Below are 20,847 nucleotides of genomic sequence, written 5' to 3'. Positions count from 1 at the left end.
GTCATGAGCAACGAGGAACTGACCACGCGGTGGCAGGGCGCCCTCATGAACAACTACGGCACGCCCCGCCTCCCCCTGGTGCGCGGCGAGGGCGCCCGGGTCTGGGACGCCGACGGCACCGAGTACCTCGACTTCGTCGGCGGCATCGCCGTCAACGCGCTCGGCCACGCCCACCCGGCGGTCGTCGACGCCGTGAGCCGGCAGATCGCCTCCCTCGGCCACGTCTCCAACCTCTTCGTCGCCGAGCCGCCGGTCGCCCTCGCCGAACGGCTGCTCCAGCACTTCGGCCGCGACGGCAAGGTGTTCTTCTGCAACTCCGGCGCCGAGGCCAACGAGGGCGCCTTCAAGATCGGCCGGCTCACCGGACGGCCGCACATGGTCGCCACCGACGGCGGCTTCCACGGCCGCACCATGGGCGCCCTGGCGCTGACCGGGCAACCCGGCAAGCAGAAGCCCTTCCTGCCCCTGCCCGGCGACGTCACCCACGTCCCCTACGGCGACGCGCAGGCGCTGGCCGCCGCGGTCACCCAGGAGACCGCCCTGGTGATCATCGAGCCGATCCAGGGCGAGAACGGGGTCGTCGTGCCGCCCCCGGGCTATCTGAAGGCCGCCCGCGCCATCACCGCCGCCACCGGCGCGCTGCTGGTCCTGGACGAGGTGCAGACCGGCATCGGCCGCACCGGGCACTGGTTCGAGTACCAGGCCCACGAGGGCGTCCTGCCGGACGTCGTCACCCTCGCCAAGGGCCTCGGCGGCGGCCTCCCGCTGGGCGCGACGGTCGCCTTCGGACGCGCCGCCGACCTGCTCCAGCCCGGCCAGCACGGCACGACCTTCGGCGGCAACCCCGTCGCCTGCGCCGCCGGCCTCGCCGTCCTCGACACCATCGCGGGCGAGGGGCTGCTGGACAACGTCAAGCGGCAGAGCGAGACGCTGCGCGGCGGAATCGAGGGCCTGGGTCATCCGCTGGTCGCCCACGTCCGGGGTGCCGGACTGCTCCTGGGTATCGTGCTCACCGAGCCGCTCGCACCCCAGGTGCAGCAGGCGGCTCAGGAGGCCGGGATCCTGGTGAACGCGCCGGCACCCGATGTCGTACGGCTCATGCCCGCGCTGAATCTCGGCGACGACGTGGTGGAGGCGTTCCTCGGGGCGCTGCCCGGCATCCTTGACCAGGCCCACGAGGCCCACGGGGACGGACGATCCGGAGAATGAGACGACGATGAGCCAGGCGCAGGAGCACGAGCAGACCAACGGGCCTGCCGTACCGCAGACCCGCACCGCACGTCACCGCCGGATCGTGGACATCCTCAACCGGCAGGCGGTGCGCTCGCAGAGCCAGCTGGCGAAGCTGCTCGCCGACGACGGGCTGACCGTCACGCAGGCGACACTCTCGCGGGACCTGGACGAGCTGAACGCGGTGAAGATCCGCAACAACGACGGCGACCTCATCTACGCGGTGCCCAGCGAGGGCGGATTCCGGACGCCTCGGGCGCCGCTGGGTGAGTCGGCGAAGGAGGAGCGGATGCGGCGGCTCTCCGCGGAGCTGCTGATCTCCGCGGAGGCGTCGGCGAACCTCGTGGTCCTGCGGACCCCTCCGGGAGCGGCACAGTTCCTCGCCTCGGCGATCGACCAGGCGGAGCTGCACGACATCCTGGGGACGATCGCGGGCGACGACACGCTGCTGCTGATCAGCCGCGAGCCCACGGGCGGGCAGGCGCTGGCGGACCACTTGCTGAGGTTGGCGCAGAACGGCCACTGAGCGCTGCGCGGCTTGTGCCGGTCGCATGCCGCGGGTCGCGGGGGCTGATCGCGCAGTTCCCCGCGCCCCCTCGGGGCTCGCCATCGTAGCCGGCGCGGGGGAGTGACACGCCGGTATCTCAGCGCCACGGGGGCTGCGGCTGTACGCAGGGTGCGGGCCGTCCGCGGCCGGTCGCGCAGTTCCCCGCGCCCCTGGCGGCGTTGCCCTCACGCCCCTGAGAACCTCACCCCAACCACCCCGCCAACCCCCCGGTGCACCGCACCTCACCCTCCGCGGTCATCAGCAGCCCCTCCACCCCCTCCAGCGACTCCAGCCACCGCAGCCCCTCCCGCGAGCCCATCGCGAACGCCGCCGTCGCCCAGCAGTCCGCCCACGTCAGCCGCGGCCCCACCACCGTCACCGCCACCAGGTCCGTCACCGCCGGCCTCCCCGTGCGCGGATCGACGATGTGCGCCCCCCGCTCCGCCGTACCGGACGTCGCGACCGCCAGCTCCCTCGCCCCGGCGGCGGACACGACCGCCGCGAGCCCGCCCGGCCGCAGCGGATCCGCCACCCCCACCCGCCACGGCCTCGCCGCCCCCGGCGTCCCGAGCATCTGCACGTCCCCGCCCCCGTTCACGCTCACGCCGCTCGCCCCCGCCCCGGCGTCCGCGACCAGCCGGGCGGCACGCTCCACCGCCCAGCCCTTGACGATCCCGGTCGGATCGAGCCGCCCCCGGTACGACGGACTGAACCAGCCGTCGCTCACCCGCTCCGCCTCGGCCGCCAGCTCCAGCACCCGGGCCACCTCGGGCGCGCACCGTGCGAGGGACAGCTCGCCGCGCGCCAGCCGCGAGACCTGGCTGTCCTCCCGGTAGGTGCTGAACACCTCGTCCACCCGGCGCAGCCCGGCGACCGCCTCGTCCAGCAGCGTCTCCACGACGGACGGATCCCCGCCGCGGACGTCGAGGGAGAAGACGGTCCCCATCGTCTCCACCACCCGACGCACCGCGGCGGGAGCCTGTGCGGGCCCGGCCCCGGTGTCAGCCACCGGCCCGGTCCAGCGCCGACTGCAGCGACTTCTTGTACCCGGCGCTGGTGTACGTCGCCCCGGAGACCGCGTCGATGTCGGCGTCGCCGGCCGCGATCGCCGCCTGGTTGAGCTTGGGCACGGCGTCGGCGGTGACCCGGTCGCTCTGCCCGCCCGCCGGCGCCCGGACGGCCTCGGCAGCGGTGATCCTGCCGCCGCTGACGGTGACCCGGACCTGCACCGGGCCGTACTGGGTGTCGGCCACGTCGCCGGTGACCGTACCGGCGCCGGTGCCCGCGCCCCGCCCGCCCTGCGGCGACTGCGCGGCCACGGGCGGTGCGGCGCCGCCCGCCGCCGCGGCGGCACCGGGGTCGGACGCCGGCTTCAGCGACAGCAGCAGCACGATCCCGGACACGGTCGCGGCACCGGCCAGCACGGCGCGCCGGACAGGGTGGTTCTTCCTCATCTCCGCTGAGCTCCTGAGGTCCGTCGCTCACATCGCGAACGACTCGTGGTGGATACGGCGGGCGGGGACTCCCGCGCCGCGCAGTGCCTCGTACACGGACTGGGCGAAGCCGGGCGGCCCGCACAGGAAGACGTCGTGGCGGTCGACGTCCGGGATCTTGCGGCTCAGGGTCTCCGCGGAGATGTCCGGGCGTTCCCCGTCGGGGCTGTTCACCGCGTACATCAGCCGGGCGCCGCGCTCCTCGGCGATCCTGGAGAGCTCGTCCCACAGGGCGAGGTCCTGGGTGCTGTTGGCCCGGTACAGCAGCGTGATGTCACCGGAGGCGCCGGGCAGCGTCTCGAACAGCGCCCGCATGGGTGTGATCCCGACCCCGCCGGCGACCAGCAGCACCTTGCCGCGGCTGCGGCGCTGGGCGGTCAGGGCGCCGTACGGGCCCTCCGCCCACACCCGGGTGCCCGGGGTCAGCTCGCGCAGCCGGGCGCTGTGGTCGCCGATCGCCTTCACGGTGATCCGGAGCAAGTCCGGACGCGGCGCCGCCGACAGTGAGTACGGGTGGGAGCTGAACCGCATGCCCGGCGCCAGGAACCGCCAGCGGAAGAACTGCCCGGCCTCCGCGCCCATCCGGTGCAGCCGGCGCCCGCCGATCAGCACCGACACGATCCCGGGCGTCTCCTCGATCACGGCCTCGACGCGCAGCCGGTGCCGCAGGTTCAGGCGCAGCGGGGTCAGGACGCGGTACCAGAGCACGAGCGCGGTCACCGTCCCGTACAGCGCGTACCAGACGGTCCCGGCGACCGGCTCCACGGCGAAGTCGTTGCCGGTGGCGAGCTGGTGCCAGAAGGTCAGGAACACCGCCACGTAGGTGAGCAGGTGCACGTGGTACCAGAAGTCGTACGGGATCCGGCGGCGCACCGGGCCGATGGAGAGCAGCCCGATCAGCAGGAACAGCACGGCGCCGACGGCCGCCTTGCCCATGTCCGGCATTCCGGTGACCGAGTCGACGGTCTGCCGGACGATGCCGGCGAGGCCCCGCCCGGACTGCTCCGCGTACCCCCACATGATCAGGACGATGTGCGCGAGGACCAGGCAGAGCGTGTAGCGGCCGGTCATGGCGTGCCAGCGGGCCACCCGGTCGGAGCCCACCCGCCGCTCCAGCGCGGGCACCCGGGCCATCTGGAGCACCACCAGCGCCATGAGGTACCCGGCGAGCAGTCCGGTGATCCGGCCCGCGTTGAGGATCCTGCCGGTGTCGTCGGAGATGGCGGGCGTGTTGCGCCACCACAGCCACAACACGCCCGCCGCGCCCGCCCATACGGCGAGCAGCAGGGGGACGGCCGGGGAACGGCGCGGGCGGATGCGCCGCATCGTCTGGCGGCGGGCGGCACGGCCGCCGGCGAGCGTGGTGGTCACGGTTCCTCCGTGGGGCTCTGACCCTTGGCCCACAGATACGCACCGCCGCGCCCGGATGTTCAGCCCGCGCGGGTTGTCAGTAGCGGGTCACCGCGGTCGCCCCGCCCGAGGTGCCGATCGCGAGGTGCGGCCGGGCCCCCGGGCGCACCCACCGCAGGATGCGGCGCATCGCGTCCTGGGGCACCGACACGCAGCCGGCCGTCGCCCCCCGCCCGTTCACGTGCAGGAAGATGCCGGCCCCGCGCCCACGCACGGGACGGTGGTAGTTGAAGCCGACGACCAGCGCGTACGCGTACTGCGCCGGGTAGGCGACCAGGTGCTCGGCCTCGGTGGCGCGGCAGTCGGCGGGGCGGGGCTCGGCCCAGCGGTTGTAGGCGCGGGAGGCGTTGTCCTGGCACCACCAGGAGTCCTGGCGCACCGGGCGGTAGGGGTACGCCGTCCCGGACGGCGCGGCCCGGATGCCGAAGGCGTACGGCAGGTCGTAGAGGCCGGTCGGGGTGGTGCTGGTGCCCTGGGTGCGCGTCGCCCCGTCCGCCAGCCCCCTCGCTCCGAAACGGGCGGATGCCGAGCCGGCCTTCACCCAGCGGCCGCCCCTGCGGTCCCACCAGGTGACGGTGCCCGTGGTCGAGCCGGTGCCGGGCGCGACGGCGGTGATCAGCTGGGTGCCGCCACCGGTGTCCGCCATCCGGGCGGGCAGCGGCGAGGGCGCGGGCCGGGAGGCGGGCGCGGCGCCCAGGACGAGGGCGGACAGGGCGATGAGGGCGGTGACGGCACCGTGGCGCATGGCTCAGACCGTAGACGGGGGCAGCGGCAACGGCAGCCCGGGAAGGCCGTCCAGGCTCGTCGCGATGTGCTCCTTCCTGGTGAAGTACGCGTCGAGGGACTCGTCGTCCTCCCGCGCGAACCGCTTGGCGTGCAGATCCCGGTCGCTCTCGTACGCCATGAGGGGGACGGCGAATCCGCAGGTGTCGCGGACGAGTTCGGCCGTCACGACGATGACGGCGCGCAGCCCGTGCGTGCTCGCGTCGATGTCGGGGAAACGGGCCAGCAGCTGGGGGAACCGCGGGTCGTCGCGGAAGACCGGCTCCCCGCGCCCGTGCACCCGCACGATGTTCGGCGGCCCCTGGAAGGCGCACCACATGAGGGTGATCCGTCCGTTCTCCCGCAGATGGGCGATGGTCTCGGCGTTGGATCCGGCGAAGTCCAGGTAGGCGACGGTGAGTTCGTCGAGCACGGCGAAGGAGCCCGTGAGTCCCTTGGGGGAGAGGTTGACCGTCCCGTCGGCGGTCAGGGGCGCGGTGGCGGTGAAGAAGAGGGGCTGCGCCTCGATGAAGGCGCGGAGACGGCCGTCGATGCGTGCGTAAGTCTTTCCCATGTCTAACGATTATGGGGCCGTGGGGCGCCGTGCGCCCTGAGGACCTGCGAGATTGACGAATCATGCAGAGTTCTGCATACTCATGCATGCCAGCGATCGCACGGTGAGGAGCGACACGAGTGAGCAGCAACAACGGTGACGTACGGCTCTGGGGCGGCCGTTTCGCCGACGGTCCCGCCGAGGCCCTCGCGAAGCTGTCCGCGTCCGTCCACTTCGACTGGCGGCTCGCCCCCTACGACATCGCCGGCTCGCGAGCCCACGCGCGCGTGCTGCACGCGGCGGGCCTCCTCACCGAGGACGAGCTGACCCGGATGATCGCCGGGCTCGACCGGCTGGAGGCGGACGTCGCCGACGGCTCCTTCACGGGCACCATCGCCGACGAGGACGTCCACACGGCCCTGGAGCGCGGTCTGCTGGAGCGCCTCGGCCCCGACCTCGGCGGCAAGCTGCGCGCCGGCCGGTCCCGCAACGACCAGGTCGCCACCCTCTTCCGGATGTACCTGCGCGACCACGCCCGCACGGTCGGCGGCCTGATCGCCGACCTCCAGGACGCCCTGATCGGCCTCGCCGAGGCCCACCCGGACGTGGCGATGCCCGGCCGCACCCACCTCCAGCACGCCCAGCCCGTGCTCTTCGCCCACCATGTCCTCGCCCACGTCCAGGCACTGTCGCGGGACGCGGAGCGGCTGCGCCAGTGGGACGAGCGGACGGCCGTCTCGCCCTACGGCTCGGGCGCGCTGGCCGGCAGCAGCCTCGGCCTCGACCCGGAGGCGGTCGCCCGCGACCTCGGCTTCGAGCACGGCAGCGCCGGCAACTCCATCGACGGCACGGCCTCCCGGGACTTCGTCGCCGAGTTCGCCTTCATCACCGCGATGATCGGCGTCAACGTCTCCCGGATCGCCGAGGAGATCATCATCTGGAACACGAAGGAGTTCTCCTTCGTGACCCTGCACGACGCCTTCTCCACCGGCTCGTCGATCATGCCGCAGAAGAAGAACCCGGACATCGCCGAGCTGGCCCGGGGCAAGTCGGGCCGCCTCATCGGCAATCTGACCGGCCTGATGGCCACCCTCAAGGCCCTCCCGCTCGCGTACAACCGCGACCTCCAGGAGGACAAGGAGCCGGTCTTCGACTCCATCGACCAGCTCGAGGTCCTGCTGCCGGCCTTCACCGGCATGATGGCCACCCTCACCGTGCACCGCGAGCGCATGGAGGAGCTGGCCCCGGCCGGGTTCTCGCTCGCCACCGACATCGCCGAGTGGCTGGTCAAGCAGGGTGTGCCGTTCCGCGTCGCGCACGAGGTGGCCGGCGAGTGCGTCAAGGCCGCCGAGGCCGAGGGCAAGGAGCTGGACGAGCTGACGGACGAGCAGTTCGCGAAGATCTCCGCTCACCTGACCCCCGAGGTCCGCTCGGTGCTCGACGTCCCGGGCGCCCTCGCCTCCCGCAGCGGACGCGGCGGCACGGCGCCCAGCGCCGTCGCCGTGCAGCTCGCCGAGGTGAAGGCGGACGTGGCCGCCCAGCACGCGTGGGCGGACGCCAAGAAGTAACGGCCGGTGTACCCGAGGGGCATCGCGGATACGTTGGTCGGCAGCAGTACGAGCCGACCGAACGGAGCCCGCGATGCCCTTCGCCCGTCTCGCGCACGCGACGACGCCCACCTGCCACATCGGTCTGGGTCTCGCCGCCGTCGGCCGCCCCGGCTACATCAACCTCGGCAGAGAACGGGACCTGGGGGAGGACCGCAGCGTCGAGGCGCTGCGGGCACGCACCCACGAACTCCTCGACGCCGCCTACGCCCAGGGCGTGCGCTACATCGACGCGGCCCGCTCCTACGGCCGGTCGGAGGAGTTCCTCGCCTCCTGGCTGCGGGAGCGACCCGACGCCGACGACGTCGTGGTCGGCAGCAAGTGGGGCTACACCTACACGGCCGACTGGTCCACCGACGCCGAGCGGCACGAGGTCAAGGACCACGGCCTCGCCACCTACGAGCGCCAGCGCGCCGAGAGCGACGCCCTCCTCGGCGACCGGCTCGACCTCTACCAGATCCACTCCCTGACCCCCGACAGCCCGGCCCTCACCGACGCGAAGCTCCACGCCGGGCTCGCGGAGCACGCCGCGCGTGGCGTCACCGTCGGCTTCTCCACCAGCGGCCCCGCCCAGGCCGACACCATCCGCGCCGCGCTCGCCGTGACCGTCGACGGCGAGCCCCTCTTCCGTACCGTCCAGTCCACCTACAACGCGCTGGAGACCTCCGCCGGGCCCGCGCTGGCCGAGGCGCACGACGCGGGCCTCACCGTGATCGTCAAGGAGGGCATGGCCAACGGGCGCCTCGCCGGGCCGCAGGCGCCGGACGCCCTGCGAACCGTGGCCGAGGAGACGGACCTCGGCTGCGACGCCGTCGCCCTCGCACTGATCCTGCGGCAGCCCTGGGCGGGCGTGGTCCTCTCCGGCGCCGCCACCGTGGGCCAGCTCGGCTCGAATCTGCACGCCGCCGTCGTCGACCTCGACGACGACCAGGTGGCACGCCTCGACACCCTCGCCGAGGACCCGAGCGCCTACTGGGAGCGGCGCGGCCGGCTGCCCTGGCACTGAGCGGACCCCGCCCGGGTGACCGCTCCGGGAGCCCTTGGGTGACCGGTGGTGAGTCACACTTGCCCGTAATGAGACATGAACGTCTCACATGGGTTATTGTTGTCTCATGGCCGTCGATCGAGAACAGGTACTGCGCAGCGCCGCGGCCCTGCTGACCCGCCGGGCCACCGCGACGATGGACGAGGTCGCGCGGGCCGCCGGGATCAGCCGGGCCACCCTGCACCGCCACTTCGCCGGGCGCGACGCCCTCGTCCGCGCCCTGGAGGATCTCGGCATCGCCGAGTGCGAGGCGGCCCTGGACGCGGCCCGCCCGCACGACGGGCCCGCCGCGGAGGCGGTGCGCCGGCTCGTACGGGAGATGGAACCCGCCGCCGGCCTGCTCGCCTTCCTCTACACGGAGAACCAGCTCTTCGAGGGCGAGCAGCAGAACGAGGGCTGGGCCCGCATGGACGCCCGGCTCACCGAGCTGTTCCGCCGGGGCCAGGAGAACGGCGAGTTCCGCATCGACCTCACCCCCGCCTGGCTCACCGAGGCGCTGTACGGCCTGCTGGCCTCCGGCGCCTGGGCGGTGACCGAGGGCCGCGTGGCCCGCAACGACTTCACCCACATGATCGTCGAGCTGCTGCTCGGCGGCGCACTTCGGAGAGAGTGAACCATGACCCGCACCCTGCAGTCGGCGCAGCCCACCGAGGCGGTGAAGCGCCCCGGCCGCTGGCTCGCGCTGTCCGTCCTCGTGCTGGCCGTACTGCTGGTGGCCGTCGACGCGACCGTCCTCGGTCTCGCGACCCCCTACATCAGCGAGGACCTCGCACCCTCCGGCACCCAGCTGCTGTGGATCGGCGACGTGTACTCGTTCGTCATCGCCGGTCTGCTGGTCTCCATGGGCAGCCTCGGCGACCGCATCGGCCGCAAGCGGATCCTGCTCGCCGGCGCCACGGCGTTCGGCCTGATATCCGTCCTCAACGCCTACGCCACCACGCCCGAGCTGATGATCGTGGCCCGGGCCCTCCTCGGCGTCGCGGGCGCCACCCTGATGCCCGCCACCCTCGCGCTGATCCGCAACCTCTTCCACGACCCGCGCGAACGCAGCCTCGCCGTCGGCATCTGGGGCGCCACCGCCTCCGCGGGCACGGCGGTCGGCCCGATCGTCGGCGGCTTCCTGCTCGAGCACTTCTGGTGGGGCTCGGTCTTCCTGATCAACCTGCCCGTGATGGTCGTCCTGGTCCTCGTCGGCAGCAAGCTGCTGCCCGAGTCCCGCAACCCGGACCCGGGCCCGTGGGACCTGGCCAGCGTCCTCCTCTCCCTGGCCGGCATGGTCGGCGTCGTGTACGCCGTCAAGGAGGCCGCCGCGCACGGCTTCGGGTGGACCCCGCTCGCCGCGGGCCTCCTGGGCGCCGCCGCGCTGTACGGCTTCGTCCGCCGCCAGCTGACCATGCCGGTCCCGCTGCTCGACATGCGGCTGTTCCGCAGCCGCGGCTTCAGCGGTGCCGTGCTGGCCGACCTGCTGACCATCCTCGGCCTGTCCGGGCTGGTGTTCTTCCTGTCGCAGTATCTGCAACTCGTGCAGGGCAGGCCGCCGTTCGAGGCGGGGATGGCCGAACTGCCCGCCGCGGTCGGCGCGGTGGCGGCCGGTCTGATCGCGGGCCGCGCGGCCCGGCGCTTCTCGGTGCGCTCCGTGGTCTCCGGCGGGCTCGCCGCCGTCGGTCTCGCGCTCGCCGCGCTGACCGTCATCGGCCAGGACACCGGCTATCCGCTGCTCGGCGCGGCCCTGCTGGTCGTCGGCGCCGGCGCCGGGTTCTCGTTCACCGTCACCGCCGACGTGATCCTCTCCAGCGTGCCCAAGGAGCAGGCGGGCGCCGCCTCGGCGGTCTCCGAGACGGCGTACGAACTCGGCGCCGCCCTCGGCATCGCCCTGCTCGGCTCGATCGTGACCGGCGTCTACCGGGACTTCACCGGCCCCGCGGGCACCCCGGCCGCCGCCCACGAGTCGCTCGGCGGCGCCGTGCAGGCCGCCTCCGAGCTGCCCGCGCACACGGCCGGAGCCCTGCTGGACGCCGCCCGCCAGTCCTTCGTCGACGGACTGACGCTCGCCTCGGGCGTCGGCGCGGTGGTGCTGCTGGCGGCCGCGGGCGCCGCCTGGTTCCTGCTGCGCGGCCAGCGCCTGGAGGACGGGGCCGAGCACCCGTAGCCCTACCGGAGGCGTACGGACACGCGAAGGGCGGGCCACCGGACCGGTGACCCGCCCTCGCCGTGTGCGGTGGCGCGCGGCGTTACGCCGCCTTCGCCTTGCTGGCGTACATGTCGACGTACTCCTGACCGGACAGCCGCATGACCTCGGTCATCACGGAGTCGGTCACGGCCCGCAGGACGTAGCGGTCGCGGTCCATGCCCTCGTAGCGGGAGAACTCCATCGCCTCGCCGAAGCGGACCGTGACCTTGCCCGGCCGCGGCAGGCCCGCGCCGCCCGGCTGGAGCTTGTCGGTGCCGATGACGGCGAACGGGACGACCGGGGCGCCCGTCATCAGCGTCAGCCGGGCGATGCCGGTGCGGCCGCGGTAGAGGCGGCCGTCGGGGGAGCGGGTGCCCTCCGGGTAGATGCCGAAGACCCTGCCCTCCTCCAGCACCCGGCGCCCCGTCATCAGCGCCGCGACCCCGCCCCGGCCCCCGTCGCGGTCGACGGGGATCATGCCGACGCCGGTGAAGAACCAGGCCATCAGCCGGCCCTTGAGGCCCTTGCCGGTGACGTACTCGTCCTTGCCGATGAAGAAGACCTGCCGGTCGCAGGCCAGGGGCATGATCACCGAGTCGATGAAGGTGAGGTGGTTGCCGGCCAGGATCACCGGACCGTCGCCCGGGATGTTCTCCACACCCTCCACCCGTGTGCGGAACATCAGGCGCATGATCGGGCCGAGCACTGCCTTGATGAACACGAAGCGGGACAACGGGTCCTCCGGTGTCGGGGATGCGGTATGAGTCTGTGCAGGTGAGGACATTACTCGCGGCCCAGGGGGTCGCGCACGTCGGGTCACCGAGGTCTTACCTGGTGTTGACGCGTGTTCACCTGCGGTGCCGGTGTGTTGCGCGGCCGTGACGCGTACGGCGGGTGTGAGGCAACTCGCGTCGGCGGGGAGCGGCACCGGACCGCGCGCTCGCGTGCCCGCACCGCCGGGATCCAAGCACGCCCGACGCGCGGACCGGGTGAGGCGCGCCGTCGGAGCCGGACCTCCGGCGCCGCCGCACACGGCCGCGGCCACCGACCGCGTACCCCGGGCCGGCACCCCCAAGCCGACGACACGTCAGACATCCCGTCCCACCTGCCCCTCCACGCCCGCCCGACATCCCGGGTCACCCGCGTGTTCCGCAGGCGGTCTCCCGCGCGTCATGTAGGCGCCCCTACGATCGCCCCGCAGTGACGGTCGACGGCGGGAGGTCCCCATGGGAACGCAGGGCACGCAGGGAACGCAGGGAACGCAGGAGCCGGACGAGCGGGCGGGCGGCACCGGGCGGCGGGCACTGCTCGGCGCGGCCGTGCTGGGCGGCGGAGCCGTCCTCGGCCTGTCCGGCACGGCGAGAGCCGCCGACGCCCGGCACGGCGGCGGACGGGGCGGACACGGCGGGCTGAAGGACCTGCCGGTGCCGACGGTCATCGGCCACCGCGGCGCCAGCGGCTACCGCCCCGAGCACACCCTCGGCTCCTACGAACTCGCCCTGGACCTCGGCGCCGACATCGTCGAGGCCGGCGACCTGGTCCCCACCAAGGACGGACACCTCGTCTGCCGCCACGAACCGGAGATCGGCGGCACCACGGACGTCGCCGACCATCCCGAGTTCGCCGGCCGCAGGCGCACCAAGCTGCTCGACGGCGTCCCCACCACCGGCTGGTTCACCGAGGACTTCACGCTCGCCGAGCTCAAGACGCTCCGCGCCACCGAGCGCATCCCGGCCAACCGCCCGCACAACACCCTCTACGACGGCCGCTGGGAGATCCCCACCTTCGAAGAGGTGCTCCGCTGGCAGGACGAGCAGACCCGCAGGCGCGGCAAGCAGGTCTGGATCTACCCCGAGCTCAAACACCCCACCTACTTCCGCAAGCTGGGCCTGGGCACGGAGGAGCGCCTCGCCCGGCTGCTGCGCAGGCACGGCAAGGACAGGAAGAACTCGCCCGTCATCATCCAGTCCTTCGAGCCCACCAGCATCCAGCGGATGAACAAGCTCGTCGGCAACCCCCTCGCCGTCCTGCTGTCCGGCGCGAACAGCCGCCCCTGGGACTTCGTCGAGACCGGCGACCCGCGCACCACCGCCGACCTCATCACGCCCGCAGGCCTCGAGGAGATCGCCTCCTACGCCGAGGGCATCGGCCCCACCCTGGACCTGATCATCCCGAAGGACGCGGCCGGCAAGCTCACCGAGCCCACCACACTGGTGCGCGACGCCCACCGGGCGGGGCTGATCCTGCACCCGTACACCATGCGCAACGAGAACCCCTTCCTGCCCGCGGACTTCCGCAAGGGCTCGGACCCCGACGCCTACGGCGACGTCTTCGGCGCCTTCCGGGCGTACTTCGCCACCGGCATCGACGGCGTCTTCACCGACAACCCGGACACCGGCGTGCTGGCCCGTGAGGACTTCGTCAACCGCTGAGCGCCACCCCCCGATAGGGGTGACGTCCGGCCGTCCGGGGCAACCACCGCCCGGGCGGCCGCGTCGCACCGCATATGACGCACGACCTGGTCACTTCCCTGCGCCCCCTCCTCACCGCCGAGGCCTCGGCCGAGGCATATGCCACCGGCGCCGAGCCCGCGGACCTGGAACAGGCGGTGTGGCTGCGCCTCCTGGAACGCCTGGAGGCCGACGGCCCGCCCCGAGACCCCCACCGCTGGCTGCGCAGCGCCGTCCGCAGCGAGGCCCGCCGCACCCGCCGCACCACCCGTGCCGAGCGGCCCTACGAGACCGAACCGGCCGACGCAGCCGAACGCCGGCCCGAGCAGCTCGCCCTCGCCTCGGCCCGCCACCGCGCGGTGCGCGACGCGGTGCGCCGGCTGCCCGGCCGCTGTCCCCGTCTGATGGAGGCCCTGCTGTCCCCGAGGGACCTCACATACCGGGAGATCGCGGGGGAGTTGGGTATCTCACAGGGCAGTCTTGGCCCGGAACGCTCCAGATGTCTGGGATGTCTTCGGCGATTGCTGACGCCGGAGGTTGCGGCCCGCTGAGGACGGGGATAGGAGTGGGGGACCACAGGTGATCAGGTGAGCGGGAGGCATGCGCACATGGGCATGAGCGTGACCATCTCGGCGGCGACCGAGCAGGATGCCGAGCAGATCTTCCGGCTGCAGTACCTCTGCTTCCAGAGCGAGGCGGCGCTGTACGGCAACTACCGCATCGACCCCCTCGTCCAGACCCTGGACTCCGTGCGTCAAGAGGTCGTCGGCGACTGCGTCTTCGTGGCGCGGCTCGGCGACGAGATCGTCGGCTCGGTCCGCGGCCGGGTGACCGAGGACGGCGCGGCGTCCATCGGCAAGCTCTGCGTCCACCCGCGCCTCCAGGGCCACGGCATCGGCGCCCGCCTGCTGCGCGCCGCGGAGTCCGCCCTCGCCGGGGAGCGCGGCGCCAAGCGCTTCCGGCTGCACACCGGGCACCGCAGCGAGAGCAACCTGCGCCTGTACCGGCGGGTCGGCTACGAGACGGTGGGGACGGCCGAGGGCGCGGACGGCGTCCTGATGATCATCCTGGAGAAGCCGGCGGAGGTCTACGCGACGACGGCGTGAACCGCCGGCGGGCCGGCGCCGCCCGGCACCCTCAGGCGGCGTCCCCGCGGCGGAAGCCCTTCCGCAGCCAGTACAGCGCGGACAGCGGCAGGAGCACCGGGATGAAGACGTAGCCCATCCCGAAGTCCGACCACACCGTCGCGTCGGGGAAGGCCGACGGCTCCGCCAGCGTCCACGTGCCCACGGCCAGCACACCCACCAGCTCGGCGGCGCAGCACACCTGCGCCGCCCTGCGGGCGGTCTCCCCACCGCGGACCAGGGTGTACGTGATGAAGCCGTAGACGACGCCGGCGACGGCCGACAGCGTGTAGGCGACCGGGGCCCGGTCGAAGTCGGTGGCGATCTGGTACGCGGACCGCGACACGGCGCCGACGACCATCACCCCGTACAGCCACACCAGCAGGATCCCGGGCCCGCCGATCAGCCGCGTGCGGGCCGGCTCCTCTTCGGTCGCCGCCATCTCAGCCTCCCCAGATGTCATACAGCCGCACCTGCAGAACGGCCAGGACCACACCGCCGGCCGCGACCGTCACCGAGCCCCAGCGGGTCCGCTCGGCCAGCGACATGAACCCCGCCGCCGGCACGCAGGCGAAGGCGCCCAGCAGATACGCCACGAAGATCGTCGTGCCCTGCTCCGGCTTCTCGCCCCGGGCCAGCTGCACGATCCCGACGACCAACTGGATCAGCGCCAGCAACGAGACCACGGCCATGCCGATGAAGTGCCAGTCCTTCGTCGGCTGGTCACGGTAGGCCGCCCAGCCGCACCAGGCGGCGAGCAGCAGCGCGGCGACCCCGGTCACCAGCGTCAGGACGTCAAGCATGGCAGCGACCCTATTACGCCTCCCGAGGCCCGCCGCGCCCGGCCCCGCCCGTGACGCCCGCGCGCGGGGCCCGGGGACGGCGGCCGACGGGGCCGCCGTGGCGTTGGCCACACCCCACCGCGCCGCCGGGCTCCACGCCGGCCCGGCGGCGACGGCCGCTCGGCGCCGTCCGCACTGGTCACCGACGGCCGAACCGGGGCCCGCGCCCGCCACCGCGCCGCGTCCGCGGCGTCCGCTCACCGTCCACCGATGTCCAGCATCCGGACAACGGCGTCCGCTCGGAAGCGCTGGTCTGCTTTACTGATCGGCATGAGCACCACGAGCGACCGCACCCCTGCGACCGAGGCGACGACGACGCCCGGTGCTCGTTGTATGTGCCGAATGTGCGCCTTCTAGAGGGCCCCTGCACCACCTGAGCCTCGCGCCCCGAAGCGAGAGCCGGTTCGTGTCCGCCGCCGTGCCCCGCGCAGGCGACCGAGCCACGCCCCGCGCACGTTCTCCCCGAATCCGCCGCCGGCGGTCATCGCCACCGCGAGAACCGTGCCGCGTTCCGAAGGTCCCCCGAGAACCCCGAAGAACAACGCCCCCGTGCCCGGCGCCCACACCCGCGCCGCGCACTCGACAGTGACGGAAACCCACGTGATCACCACATCGGGCCTCACCAAGGTCTACCGCTCACGCGGCCGCGAGGTCACCGCCCTGGACGGCGTCGACCTGCACGTCCGCGAGGGCGAGGTGTTCGGCGTCATCGGCCAGTCCGGCGCCGGCAAGTCCTCGCTCATCCGCTGCGTCAACCTCCTGGAGCGCCCCACCTCCGGCACGGTCACCGTCGCCGGCCAGGACCTCACCGCGCTGGCCGGCCGCGGCCCCCGCGCCGGCCGGGAGCTGCGGCAGGCGCGCAGCCGGATCGGCATGGTCTTCCAGCACTTCAACCTGCTGTCCACGCGGACCGTGCAGGACAACGTCGAGCTGCCGCTGGAGATCCTCGGCAGGTCAGGGAAGGAACGTTCCCGCAAGGCGCTGGAACTGCTCGACCTGGTCGGTCTCGCCGACAAGGCCAGGTCCTACCCGGCCCAGCTCTCCGGCGGCCAGAAGCAGCGCGTCGGCATCGCCCGCGCCCTGGCCGGCGACCCCAAGGTGCTGTTGTCCGACGAGGCCACCAGCGCCCTCGACCCGGAGACCACCCGCTCCATCCTCCAGCTGCTGCGCGACCTCAACCGCGAGCTGGGCCTGACCGTCCTGCTCATCACCCACGAGATGGACGTCGTCAAGAGCGTCTGCGACTCGGCCGCCCTCATGGACCGGGGCCGCATCGTGGAGTCCGGCACCGTCGGTGAGCTGCTGGCCACCCCGGGGTCCGAGCTGGCCTCCGCCCTCTTCCCGGTCGGCGGTGAGGCGTCGGCGGAGGACCGCACCGTCCTCGACGTCACCTTCCACGGAGAGGCCGCCACGCAGCCCGTCATCTCCCAGCTGTCCCGCACCTACAACATCGACATATCGATCCTCGGCGCCGCCATCGACACCGTGGGCGGCCTCCAGATCGGCCGGATGCGCATCGAACTCCCGGGCCGCTACGAGGACAACGTCGTGCCCGTCGGCTTCCTGCGCGAACAGGGCCTGCAGATCGACGTGGTGAACCAGGAACCGTCCGTGCTGGTGAAGGAAGGTGCCAAGTGACCTGGTCCGAGATGCAGCCCCTGCTGGAGCAGGCCTCCTGGGAGACCCTGATCATGGTCGGCTGGTCCACCCTGGTCGCCGTCGTCGCGGGACTCCCGCTCGGTGTCCTGCTCGTCCTCACCGACAAGGGCGGCCTGCTCCAGAACGTCGTGGTGAACAAGGTCATCGGTCAGATCGTGAACATCGGCCGCTCGATGCCGTTCATCATCCTCATGGTCGCGCTGATGAGCTTCACCCGCTGGGTCACCGGCACCACCATCGGCAGCGAGGCCGCGATCGTGCCGCTCGCCATCGGCGGCATCCCCTTCTTCGCACGGCTCGTCGAGACGTCCGTCCGCGAGGTCGACGGAGGGCTGGTCGAGGCCGTCCAGTCCATGGGCGGCAACACCTGGACCATCGTCCGCAAGGTCCTGGTCCCCGAGGCGCTCCCGTCGCTGATCGCCGGCACCACGACCACGATCATCGCCCTCATCGGCTACTCGGCCATGGCCGGCACCGTCGGCGGCGGCGGCCTCGGCGACCTCGCCGTCCGCTACGGCTACCAGCGCTTCGAGCCCGCCTTCATGTGGATCACCGTGGCGCTCCTAGCCGTCGCCATCTCGCTCATCCAGTTCGCCGGCGACTACGCGGCCCGCACCCTGCACCGCCGCGGCGGACGCGGAGGCGCCGCACCCCGGCTCCGGCTGCTCAAGGCCAAGGAGCCCGCGTCGGCCGACGTCGGCAAGGTCGCCTGACGCACCCCGCCCCGCCCCCAATGACTCCCCGTACGTACCCGAGACGGGGTCGCACCACCTCAGGAAAGGCACTTTTCGTGCGTAACACCGCCAAGATCACCACCGCCGTCCTCGCCGCCGGAGCCCTCACCCTCGGGCTCTCCGCCTGCGGCTCGGACAAGGACGCCGCCACCGACACCTCCGGCCCGCTCGTCGTCGCCGCCAGCCCGACCCCGCACGCCGAGATCCTCAACTTCGTCAAGGACAACCTGGCGGAGAAGGCGGGCCTCGACCTCGAGGTCAAGGAGGTCTCCGACTACGTCACGCCGAACACCTCCACGGAGGACGGCTCGGTCGGCGCCAACTTCTTCCAGACCAAGCCGTACCTCGACGACTTCAACCAGAAGCGCGGCACCCACATCGTGCCTGTCGTCGACGTGCACCTGGAGCCCCTCGGCCTCTACTCCCACAAGGTCAAGAAGGCCGACGACCTGAAGAGCGGTGCGACCGTCGCCGTCCCCAACGACACCGTCAACGAGGGCCGCGCCCTCCAGCTGCTCGCGGCCAACAAGATCATCACGCTGAAGGACGGCGTCGGCACCTCGGCGACCCCGGCGGACATCACCGACAACCCGAAGAACCTCGAGTTCAAGGAGCTGGAGGCGGCCCAGACCCCCCGCGCCCTGGACGACGTGGACGCGGCCGTGGTCAACGGCAACTACGCCATCGGCGCCGACTTGAAGCCCGCGAAGGACGCCCTCGTCCTGGAGACCGCCAAGAACAACCCGAACAACAACCTGCTCGCCGTCAAGGAGGGCCAGGAGAACGACCCGCGTGTCAAGAAGCTCGCGAAGCTCCTCACCTCGCCCGAGGTGAAGAAGTTCATCGAGGACAAGTACGCCGGCGCCGTGCTCCCCTCCTTCTGACCGCCCACCGCTCACCCGGCCTCCGGCCGCACCACGGGGTCCGCTCGCGAAGGAGTGGACCCCGTGGTGCGGCCGAGTGCTTTCATACTGCATGCTGGGCAGTTCAGCAGGCCCTGACGGTCACACAGGTTACGGAGCGGCGCATGACGAGCACCTTCCCCAGCATCTCCATCAGCACGGAGCGGTTGGTGCTGCGCCCCCTCGACGAGGACGACGTCCCCGCCCTCGCGGCGATGATGAACGACGAGCAGGTCGCCGCGTGGACCCACGTCCCGCAGCCCTTCACCGAGGACGGCGCCCGCACCTGGATCACCGAGTACGCCCCCGCCGAACGCACCGCCGGCCGCGGACTCGACCTCGCCGTCACCGAGTTCCTCACCCAGCGGCTGGTCGGCATCGTCCAGCTGACCAAGACCAACTGGCACGTACGCTCCACCGAGCTGTCGTACATCATCGCCCCCTGGGCCCGCGGCGAGGGCTACGCCTCCGAGGCGGCGCTCGCCACCGCCCAGTGGCTCTTCGGCGACCAGAAGCTCGAGCGCATCGAGCTGCGCACCGCCGCCGACAACACCGCCTCCCAGCAGGTCGCACAGAAGATCGGCTGCATCAGCGAAGGGGTCCTGCGCAACGCCTGCATAGCGCGTATGCGCACCGAGGACGGCACCTGGACCGACGTCCGCACCGACTTCATCGTGTGGAGCCTGCTGCCCGAGGACATCGAGGGCGCGGCCGAGCAACTGGCCGACAGCGACGGTTTCACCGCCTTCACCGACTGGAACTGACCTGGGGAACCGGCGGCGTCACGACCACGCCCCAGGCCGCACCAGGTACGCTCACGGAGCCCGCCCCGAGCGGAAATCCGCGCCCACGACCTGCGAAGACCCCTGGAGACTGACGACGATGGCCGACCGGGTCACGGTGATCGGCTGGGACGGTTCGCCGCTGACCGCCGCGGCACGCGCAGCCCTGGGCGCCGCCACGCTGGTGGCCGGCGCCGCACACCACCTCGCCCTCCCCGAGGTGCCGCCCGCCGCCGAACGCATCCGGCTCGGCAGCGTCGCCCTCGCCGCCCGCCGCATCGCCGCCCACCGGGGAACGGCCGTCGTCCTCGCCGACGGCGACCCCGGCTTCTTCGGCGTCGTACGCACCCTGCGCGCCCCCGAGTTCGGCCTGGAGGTCGAGGTCGATCCGGCCGTCTCCTCCGTGGCCGCCGCCTTCGCCCGGGCGGGCATGCCCTGGGACGACGCCCAGGTGGTCGTCGCCCACCCCCGTACGCTGCGACGCGCGGTGAACGTGTGCCGGGCCCACACCAAGGTCGCGGTCCTCACCTCCCCGGGCGCCGGCCCCGCCGAACTCGGTCTCCTGATGGAGGGCATCCACCGCACCTTCGTCATCTGCGAGGAACTCGGCACCTCCCGCGAGCAGGTCACCGTCGTCACCTCCGACAAGGCCGCCGACCACACCTGGCGCGACCCGAACGTGGTCATCGTCGTCGGCGGCGTCACCGGCCCCGGCACCGCGCCCGACGGGGGCGGCTGGATCGCCGGCCGCGATCCCGCCGGCGGACCGCGTGGCTGGTCGCTGCCCGCCGACGCCTACGGCGGCGAACTCGGCGAGGGCGAGACCGAACTGCTGCGTACGGCCCAGCTCGCCCGGCTCGGACCGCGCCTCGGCGACCTCGTCTGGGACATCGGCTGCGGCAGCGGAGCCTTCGCCACCGAGGCAGCGCGCGGCGGCGCCGCCGTCATCGCCGTCGACCGGGACCGGGACGCCTGCGCCCGCACCGAGGCCACCGCACGGCACTTCGGCGTCCAGGTCCAGACCGTGCACGGCACCGCCCCGCACGTCCTGGAGAACCTGCCCGAACCGGACGTCGTCCGTGTCGGCGGCGGGGGAGCGGCCGTCGTCTCCGCGGTCGCCGACCGCCGGCCGCAGCGCATCGTCGCCCACGCCGCCACCCGCGACGCGGCCGAACTCGTGGGCAGGGACCTCTCGGAGCACGGTTACCGCGTCGAGTGCGCCCTGCTCCAGTCCGTCGGACTCGACACCCGCGCCTGGACGGAGACGGAGCGGAGCGTTGCGTTCCTGCTCACCGGGGAAATCACTCGGCGCGAAGCTCATCGTTGAGGGGTGGCGGCCGGGCGGCGGGCCGGCCTCCCCGACCGCGCCCCGTGATCGGATCGTCGTACCGCGCGGGGTAGGCTGGCGGATTGTTGTACCGCGCCGGGACACCGGACGCTTCGTCGTCCAATGTCCTGAAAACCCGCCAGTTTTGGGTGGTGTGTGGTACGGCAGAACCGGAGGACGCGCAACGTGGCGCAGTCCACAGCGGGCCGT

General features: G+C 72.7%; 20 protein-coding genes and 2 pseudogenes. 14 read left to right on the top strand and 8 right to left on the bottom strand.

From position 1 onward, the window contains the following. The first annotated feature begins 3 nt into the window (after positions 1-3). On the top strand, positions 4-1,209 hold the full coding sequence (locus AB0E77_RS14025) for an acetylornithine transaminase (RefSeq protein WP_361569589.1): 1,206 nt from the start codon (positions 4-6) through the stop codon (positions 1,207-1,209). A gap of 7 nt (positions 1,210-1,216) precedes the next feature. After that, positions 1,217-1,756 carry an arginine repressor gene (locus AB0E77_RS14020; protein ID WP_189230564.1) on the top strand — a complete coding sequence of 180 codons (540 nt, stop codon included), beginning with the start codon at positions 1,217-1,219 and terminating at the stop codon, positions 1,754-1,756. A gap of 223 nt (positions 1,757-1,979) precedes the next feature. Here the strand turns inward: AB0E77_RS14020 and AB0E77_RS14015 are convergent, their stop codons facing one another. From AB0E77_RS14015 to AB0E77_RS13995, 5 genes and pseudogenes are all read right to left on the bottom strand, one after another. Beyond that, the gene (locus tag AB0E77_RS14015; protein WP_361569649.1) at positions 1,980-2,723 is read right to left on the bottom strand and encodes an FAD:protein FMN transferase; all 744 of its coding nucleotides are present in this window, start codon (positions 2,721-2,723) and stop codon (positions 1,980-1,982) included. 64 nt (positions 2,724-2,787) lie between these two features. Then, a pseudogene (locus tag AB0E77_RS14010) lies at positions 2,788-3,231 on the bottom strand (FMN-binding protein); the annotation flags it as partial. Between the two features lie 27 nt (positions 3,232-3,258). Next, the gene (locus tag AB0E77_RS14005; protein WP_361569587.1) at positions 3,259-4,641 is read right to left on the bottom strand and encodes a ferredoxin reductase family protein; all 1,383 of its coding nucleotides are present in this window, start codon (positions 4,639-4,641) and stop codon (positions 3,259-3,261) included. Positions 4,642-4,717: 76 nt separating this feature from the next. Next, positions 4,718-5,425: a L,D-transpeptidase family protein gene (locus AB0E77_RS14000; protein ID WP_361569586.1), complete on the bottom strand. Its 708-nt coding sequence runs from the start codon at positions 5,423-5,425 to the stop codon at positions 4,718-4,720. Between the two features lie 3 nt (positions 5,426-5,428). Then, entirely contained in the window at positions 5,429-6,016 is a 588-nt protein-coding gene (locus AB0E77_RS13995) for a pyridoxamine 5'-phosphate oxidase family protein (protein WP_361569584.1), read from the bottom strand. A gap of 119 nt (positions 6,017-6,135) precedes the next feature. On the opposite strand from AB0E77_RS13995, the gene argH reads away from it, so the two are divergent. The 4 genes from argH to AB0E77_RS13975 all read left to right on the top strand — a co-directional run bounded on the left by argH (position 6,136) and on the right by AB0E77_RS13975 (position 10,796). After that, complete coding sequence (argH, locus tag AB0E77_RS13990) at positions 6,136-7,563, top strand: argininosuccinate lyase (protein ID WP_361569582.1); 1,428 nt, start codon at positions 6,136-6,138, stop codon at positions 7,561-7,563. Positions 7,564-7,636: 73 nt separating this feature from the next. Beyond that, positions 7,637-8,608 (top strand): aldo/keto reductase, encoded by a 972-nt coding sequence (locus tag AB0E77_RS13985; RefSeq protein ID WP_361569580.1) that lies wholly within the window; start codon positions 7,637-7,639, stop codon positions 8,606-8,608. A gap of 106 nt (positions 8,609-8,714) precedes the next feature. Then, positions 8,715-9,260: a helix-turn-helix domain-containing protein gene (locus tag AB0E77_RS13980; protein WP_361569578.1), complete on the top strand. Its 546-nt coding sequence runs from the start codon at positions 8,715-8,717 to the stop codon at positions 9,258-9,260. A gap of 3 nt (positions 9,261-9,263) precedes the next feature. Further along, complete coding sequence (locus AB0E77_RS13975; RefSeq protein WP_361569577.1) at positions 9,264-10,796, top strand: MFS transporter; 1,533 nt, start codon at positions 9,264-9,266, stop codon at positions 10,794-10,796. Between the two features lie 82 nt (positions 10,797-10,878). Here AB0E77_RS13975 and AB0E77_RS13970 read toward each other — a convergent pair. Continuing rightward, a pseudogene (locus AB0E77_RS13970) lies at positions 10,879-11,572 on the bottom strand (lysophospholipid acyltransferase family protein); the annotation flags it as partial. 471 nt (positions 11,573-12,043) lie between these two features. Here AB0E77_RS13970 and AB0E77_RS13965 point away from each other — a divergent pair. From AB0E77_RS13965 to AB0E77_RS13955, 3 genes are all read left to right on the top strand, one after another. After that, a complete protein-coding gene (locus AB0E77_RS13965) occupies positions 12,044-13,249 on the top strand; it encodes a glycerophosphodiester phosphodiesterase (RefSeq protein ID WP_361569576.1) in 1,206 nt (401 codons plus the stop codon). A gap of 74 nt (positions 13,250-13,323) precedes the next feature. Continuing rightward, a complete protein-coding gene (locus AB0E77_RS13960) occupies positions 13,324-13,818 on the top strand; it encodes a sigma-70 family RNA polymerase sigma factor (protein WP_361569574.1) in 495 nt (164 codons plus the stop codon). A 57-nt stretch (positions 13,819-13,875) separates the two neighbouring features. Continuing rightward, on the top strand, positions 13,876-14,373 hold the full coding sequence (locus tag AB0E77_RS13955) for a GNAT family N-acetyltransferase (RefSeq protein WP_361569648.1): 498 nt from the start codon (positions 13,876-13,878) through the stop codon (positions 14,371-14,373). 31 nt (positions 14,374-14,404) lie between these two features. On the opposite strand, the gene AB0E77_RS13950 is transcribed toward AB0E77_RS13955, so the two are convergent. Then, the gene (locus AB0E77_RS13950; protein ID WP_361569573.1) at positions 14,405-14,833 is read right to left on the bottom strand and encodes a hypothetical protein; all 429 of its coding nucleotides are present in this window, start codon (positions 14,831-14,833) and stop codon (positions 14,405-14,407) included. Between the two features lies 1 nt (position 14,834). Next, a complete protein-coding gene (locus AB0E77_RS13945; protein ID WP_361569572.1) occupies positions 14,835-15,194 on the bottom strand; it encodes a hypothetical protein in 360 nt (119 codons plus the stop codon). 639 nt (positions 15,195-15,833) lie between these two features. Between AB0E77_RS13945 and AB0E77_RS13940 the strand changes: the two genes are divergently transcribed. The 5 genes from AB0E77_RS13940 (at position 15,834) to cbiE (ending at position 20,637) form a co-directional block, all read left to right on the top strand. After that, complete coding sequence (locus tag AB0E77_RS13940; RefSeq protein WP_361569571.1) at positions 15,834-16,871, top strand: ATP-binding cassette domain-containing protein; 1,038 nt, start codon at positions 15,834-15,836, stop codon at positions 16,869-16,871. Then, positions 16,868-17,605, top strand: coding sequence for a methionine ABC transporter permease (locus tag AB0E77_RS13935; RefSeq protein ID WP_361569569.1), 738 nt, complete (start codon positions 16,868-16,870; stop codon positions 17,603-17,605). The genes AB0E77_RS13940 and AB0E77_RS13935 overlap by 4 nt, the downstream gene beginning before the upstream one ends. 77 nt (positions 17,606-17,682) lie before the next feature. Beyond that, positions 17,683-18,510 carry a MetQ/NlpA family ABC transporter substrate-binding protein gene (locus tag AB0E77_RS13930; RefSeq protein WP_361569567.1) on the top strand — a complete coding sequence of 276 codons (828 nt, stop codon included), beginning with the start codon at positions 17,683-17,685 and terminating at the stop codon, positions 18,508-18,510. A 143-nt stretch (positions 18,511-18,653) separates the two neighbouring features. Next, positions 18,654-19,292, top strand: a complete 639-nt coding sequence (locus AB0E77_RS13925; RefSeq protein WP_361569565.1) for a GNAT family N-acetyltransferase — start codon at positions 18,654-18,656, stop codon at positions 19,290-19,292. 118 nt (positions 19,293-19,410) lie between these two features. Next, complete coding sequence (cbiE, locus tag AB0E77_RS13920) at positions 19,411-20,637, top strand: precorrin-6y C5,15-methyltransferase (decarboxylating) subunit CbiE (RefSeq protein ID WP_361569563.1); 1,227 nt, start codon at positions 19,411-19,413, stop codon at positions 20,635-20,637. The last annotated feature ends 210 nt before the right edge of the window (positions 20,638-20,847 follow it).

The sequence above is a fragment of the Streptomyces sp. NPDC032940 genome (genome assembly GCF_040636935.1).
Lineage (GTDB): Bacteria > Actinomycetota > Actinomycetes > Streptomycetales > Streptomycetaceae > Streptomyces.
This window is presented reverse-complemented; position numbering and strand designations above follow the sequence as displayed.